The following is a 2,503-nucleotide window of genomic DNA, read 5'->3' as shown; positions in this document are numbered from 1 at the left end:
AGTTTATTCGCAAAAGTTTTATGTAATAATTCAGTCAAGTGCATGATGGTGAACCCTTATAATGTCGAAAATATATTGGATCACATATCTTCATGCACTTCAAAAAAAATTATTCTTTTTTAAAAATAATGGTCACTCTTTGTGACCATCTCTCAGGCTTTATGCGCGCAATCCAGTAAAGGCAGCATTAAAAATGCGGAATTAAATGAAATATCAACAGACTCTAATTAATAAATTAGGTATATTGACCAATGTAATCCAGAACAGGTCTGTCACAACTTTTAGCATTTTCTTTTTGTGTCACACTTAAAATAGGTTGGCCTATTTTAAATAAATAATTACTTAGCTTCTCTAATTTCTTCGGATCGATAGTGAGTTCATACAATTGATTTTTATAATCTACGATCATTGATTGAACATCTTTTACATCAGAAAAATTAAATAATTTTACCTTATCTCCTTTCTGAGGCATTGAGAAAAAGCATGGTGATGAACTCTCTATACCCTGACATAACCTGGATGCTTGTTTATTGATATGCTTGCTGCAATTACTGAGAAATCTAAATTTTGCAATGTCTAGATCACATAGCTGAATTAATCTCAATAAATGGGTGCAATGATGTTCACTGAGCCCATTTAGAAATTCAGTGAATAAAACATTGACCCGAAATTGCTTCATGAGCTCGTTTTCATCTTGTGCATAAGTTTGAATTATGTCATCTAAAAATTGATTAATCCGTGCCTTTAGAGACTCATTACTTGTATTAAAGAGCAACAATGCATTAAATAACCGTTCAGGTTCAAACCAATAAACGCCAAGTTCATGGTACTTACAATTTTGTACAATATCAAACCATTTAATCGTTTGCTTATGACCAGTAAAGCATGGAAACCAACCTGTATCCATTTTTACAGGAAGAATAATATCTTGGATAATACCTTCATAAGCTGTTTCCAAAGCTTTAGGTTTATTTGCTGCAATTAATGGCAACAACACAGTAAGAATTGTATATGCCTCAGGAAATACTGTATTTTCTTTATCCCATAGACTAGAAGTTTGTCGCGTGACGAGGATAGAAAGCTCAAATCGAGTAGTAAATAGCGAAACAACTAGTTTACAACAATTTATAAAAGCATGCGTATTTATAAATGGTTCTTCCCTTTTTTCTATTTCTTCGGATAACTCATGGTAAATGGGCTCCAATTCTTTACTTGTGGCTTTTAAATCCGGATTATATTTAAATAACCATTTACCTAATATCTGTATTTCATAATCCAGATCAGAATAATTCTTTGCAGTATGAAGTGCAATAAATAGATCCAGCAAGTATTCTTCATTCTCTTTATATTTAATTTTTGAGCCATACAAGAAATTCACATCTACTAACTGATATTCATATAAACGATGGAAAAATTTCTCTGTCTCCTTTTTGAATTCTGAAAATTCAACTTTATTCGTTTGCAAATAATAGTATCGTTCAACTAATTCCATTAAGTGAGGTAACAAAGCAATTGGCATGCGACCACGAGCTTTTAAATTAACAAAAACTTTTTTGCGCATCAGATCCCAAAAGTTTTTGAAAATTTCAGTATCTACACTAACTTCTCTTTCAGTTTGCTTACATAGTTTTAGACGAGCTAATTCATCTATTGTAACAATACTTAATTTTTTATCAGCTCTATATGTCGATAATTCAAATTGCCATTTTTCTAAGTGTTTACAGAAACTTAGTTTTCTATATAAAGTATTACCACCGTAGCCAAGATAAAAATTAAAGAGATTTACTGTTTCATTAAGCGATGAAAAATCATTTAAATCCTTTTCATTGGTCAATGTCGGTATTAATATTTTTAAATAATTAATTTTGGTCAGAGGACCAAGCTCCCGAGCCAAGTCAATCCAATGAAGATTAATCGCAGAAGGATTAAGCATATAATCATCGTCATCAACAATTGCCGCCCACCGAGTTTTATAGCAATCAAGAAGAAAAAGAAAATCATCCTGATTTAAAGTATCAGTGGGATTACTTTTAGAAAAATGCTCTAATAGACGTTCACGTAGCTTCTGATCACATGGAGAGAGAGGGCTTTCCTTTTCTAAAGTTTCAATAAAATCCAAAATTCGTTGGACTAACATAAACTACAACCTATCCTTAAACAAATTAACTTAAACTAAAGTTAAATAAAAATCAATTATAAAAACCCATGAGGAAAACACGTATTTGAAGGAAATTAAATATAGATTAATCAAGCATGAATCTAAGTTCAAGTGGTTCGTTGACAAGGAACTCAATGCCTCCAAGCACTATTCATGGTTTTTTATGGAAGATTTCATTATTGAAAAAAAAAAGCGGCCATAAAGCCGCTTTTCAAGAATAAAATCCTGGCGATGACCTACTTTCACATGAGGAGACCTCACACTATCATTGGCGCGGGCTCGTTTCACTTCTGAGTTCGAGATGGAATCAGGTGGTTCCAAGCCGCTATGGTCGCCAGGAAAACT

General features: G+C 32.5%; 1 protein-coding gene and 1 rRNA gene. Both read right to left on the bottom strand.

Features of this window, described 5'->3' with window-relative positions:
- Positions 1-235: 235 nt before the first annotated feature.
- Positions 236-2,137 carry a hypothetical protein gene (locus ELY20_RS16660; RefSeq protein WP_110144303.1) on the bottom strand — a complete coding sequence of 634 codons (1,902 nt, stop codon included), beginning with the start codon at positions 2,135-2,137 and terminating at the stop codon, positions 236-238.
- A gap of 244 nt (positions 2,138-2,381) precedes the next feature.
- Positions 2,382-2,497, bottom strand: a 5S ribosomal RNA gene (rrf, locus tag ELY20_RS16655).
- Positions 2,498-2,503: the final 6 nt, after the last annotated feature.

Source organism: Legionella qingyii, from assembly GCF_003990155.1.
GTDB classification, from domain to species: Bacteria; Pseudomonadota; Gammaproteobacteria; order Legionellales; family Legionellaceae; genus Legionella; species Legionella qingyii.
This window is presented reverse-complemented; position numbering and strand designations above follow the sequence as displayed.

Coding starts and splice junctions, on each gene's coding strand:
- ELY20_RS16660 (WP_110144303.1), bottom strand. CDS start 2,137: ATGTTAGTCCAACGAATTTTGGATTTTATTGAAACTTTAGAAAAGGAA.